The organism is Thermogutta sp. (assembly GCF_014359955.1).
Classification (GTDB): domain Bacteria; phylum Planctomycetota; class Planctomycetia; order Pirellulales; family Thermoguttaceae; genus Thermogutta.
Genome location: NZ_JACIYL010000669.1, coordinates 1 through 2,506 on the forward strand (window position 1 = coordinate 1; position 2,506 = coordinate 2,506).

Sequence of the window (2,506 nt, forward strand, 5' to 3'; positions counted from 1 at the left end):
CACCGGCAGAGCCATGAGGACGATTCCCGATAATCGGCCTTCGCCTGTCAGGGCCTGAACCTGTCCCCAGATGTTAAACCGCTCGCGGATGAGGCTGCTGATTCGATCGAGGATTTCGGCGAGGTCACCGCCGGTCTGCCGCTGGAGTACCACCGCCGTGGCGAAGAATTTCAGGTCCATGTTGGGAATTCGGTCGGCCAGATCGCGCAGTGATTCCTCCAGGGGGACACCGAGATTTTGTTCATCGAAAACCCGTCCAAATTCTTTCCCCAGAGGAGCCGGCACTTCCTTGGCCACAAGTCCAAAACCGGAGGCCAGGCTTTGCCCTGCCCGCAGGGAACGGGCTAGCATATCGAGCGCCTCCGGCAATTGGGCAGCAAAGGCCTTCAAGCGACGTTTGCGTCGCCAGAGAAGCCACAGAATGGGCAGGCATCCCAGAGCCGGCGTCATGATCGCCCCCACGACCCACGGTAATCGAAAGAGAACCGTAGCCACCAGGGCGCCGGCCATCAACGCGAGACTGACCAGGAGCAGCCGCCCGGGAGAAATCGGAACGTCTGCCTGTTCGACGAGGCGGTGAACGCTGGGAAACCGTTGCAGAAGCTGATCCAAGAAATTCTCTTTTTCGTGGATGGTTTCCGCGAGGATTTTTTGGCTCACCGGCCCCTCCTGACCGCGCTGGGGGAGGCGCGTGAACGTCTCCAGACGCGTTTGCAGGCGGTCCTCGGAGCGATGGCCGAACAGCATGGCCGCTCCCAAAATGAGGGCCGACACCGCCACAAAAACGGCAATTCCGATCAGCAGGGCTGGATGCACCATATTTCAACTCACCTGGCGTTGGCTTCGTGGCAAAACATACCGATTGGCTGTCTGGTTCCCACCACTGGTATGGGGTTTCGTGATGACGCTCAGGCCTCCATCATGACACGCTGCCGGAAGATGGTAGGCGGCAGCCGGATTCCCCGGGCTTCCAGACGCGGCATGAAAGTCGGGCGGACACCGGTGGCCACGAATTTCCCGTAGGCCCGGCCCTTCTCATCCACTCCGTCCTGTTCAAATCGGAAAATGTCCTGGGTGATGATCGTATCCTGCTCCATGCCTACCACTTCCGTGATGTGCGTGACGCGTCGCACACCACCCTGGAGTCGGTTGGCCTGAATGAGCAAATTGACCGCGCTGGCAATCTGTGTTCGCATGGCCTTCAGGGGCAATTCAAAGCCGGCCATCATGATCATGGTTTCCAGTCGGGCGAGGGCGTCCCGTGGCGAGTTTGCGTGGAGCGTGGTCATCGAACCCTCGTGACCGGTATTCATCGCCTGGAGCATGTCGAGGGCCTCGGGGCCACGGCACTCACCGATGATGATCCGCTCCGGCCGCATACGCAGGGCGTTGCGGACCAGGTCTGTGGCCGTGACCGCCCCTTTGCCTTCGATATTGGGTGGCCGCGTCTCCAGCCGCACGACGTGTTCCTGCTGGAGCTGCAGTTCGGCCGCGTCTTCGATTGTCACAATACGCTCGTTATTGGGAATAAAACTGGAGAGCACATTGAGGAGTGTCGTTTTACCGGAACCCGTACCACCGGCGATGATGATGTTCAGCCGGGCCTTGATGGCGCCTTCCAGCAGCATCACCATTTCCGGGGTGAGGGCCTTCAGGTTGAGCAAATCCTCCAGTTTGAGTGGATTTCGACCGAAACGACGGATGGACACCGCCGGTCCGTCGAGCGCCAAAGGCGGGATGATGGCGTTGAAACGCGAGCCGTCCGGCATGCGGGCGTCCACCATGGGACAGGTCTCATCCACACGCCGGCCTACTTTGGAAATGATGCGGTCGATGATCTGGAGGAGATGTTCGTTGTCGCGGAAAGTGACATTCGTTTTTTCCAGTTTACCGCGACGTTCCACGTACACATTCTTGGGACCGTTAATGAGGATATCGCTGATCGTGGGATCCTTGAGCAGCGATTCGAGCGGACCCAGCCCGAAGGTTTCATCCAGCACCTCGTCAATCAACCGCTCTCGCTCGGAGCGGTTGAGCATCGTGTTTTCGCTGTCGCAGAGATGCTCCACCAGAAGACGGATTTCCCGGCGAAGCACCTCACCTTCAAGCTGGCTGATTTTGGAAAGATCGAGCTTATCCACCAGCTTGCTGTGGATCCGCTGTTTGAGTTCATCAAACGACAGGCGTGATTCTGACGTCCTCGCCGTTGGAGCCATCGGTCGCATACTCGGAAGCTGACCCATTGGCTGGTTAACTCCTTTCATCCACGTGATGAACCTCTTGCTGCCGGTTTCTCGGGGTGGAATTCCGCCTTCCACCCCATTGAGTCAACACGAGCCTTTGCCGAATCTCACCCCAAGGGCAGAGGTGAATGATCGCCGCCTGAGGTGCGTCAAATCCTGCATGGCGAAGAGAATCTCTCCCTTCCACAAAAAAACTTAGCTTACATTTGGCAGTGAGAATCGCGTGAAAGGGGAGGGAGTTGGCGGTTTTACTTTCCGGCGGA

At 58.4% G+C, this 2,506-nt stretch carries 3 protein-coding genes; all 3 read right to left on the minus strand.

Going from position 1 to position 2,506, the window contains the following annotated elements; genetic code table 11:
* The coding region (locus H5U08_RS15665) for a type II secretion system F family protein (RefSeq protein WP_297035135.1) at positions 1-819 on the minus strand (819 nt) is incomplete at its 3' end.
* Positions 820-908: 89 nt separating this feature from the next.
* Complete coding sequence (locus H5U08_RS15670; RefSeq protein ID WP_366494712.1) at positions 909-2,225, minus strand: CpaF family protein; 1,317 nt, start codon at positions 2,223-2,225, stop codon at positions 909-911.
* 25 nt (positions 2,226-2,250) lie between these two features.
* On the minus strand, positions 2,251-2,506 hold a 256-nt coding region (locus H5U08_RS15675), incomplete at its 5' end, for a hypothetical protein (RefSeq protein ID WP_297035140.1).

Bases quoted from the DNA above. Each gene is read 5' to 3' on its own strand.
- H5U08_RS15670 (WP_366494712.1), bottom strand. From the start codon at position 2,225: ATGCGACCGATGGCTCCAACGGCGAGGACGTCAGAATCACGCCTGTCG.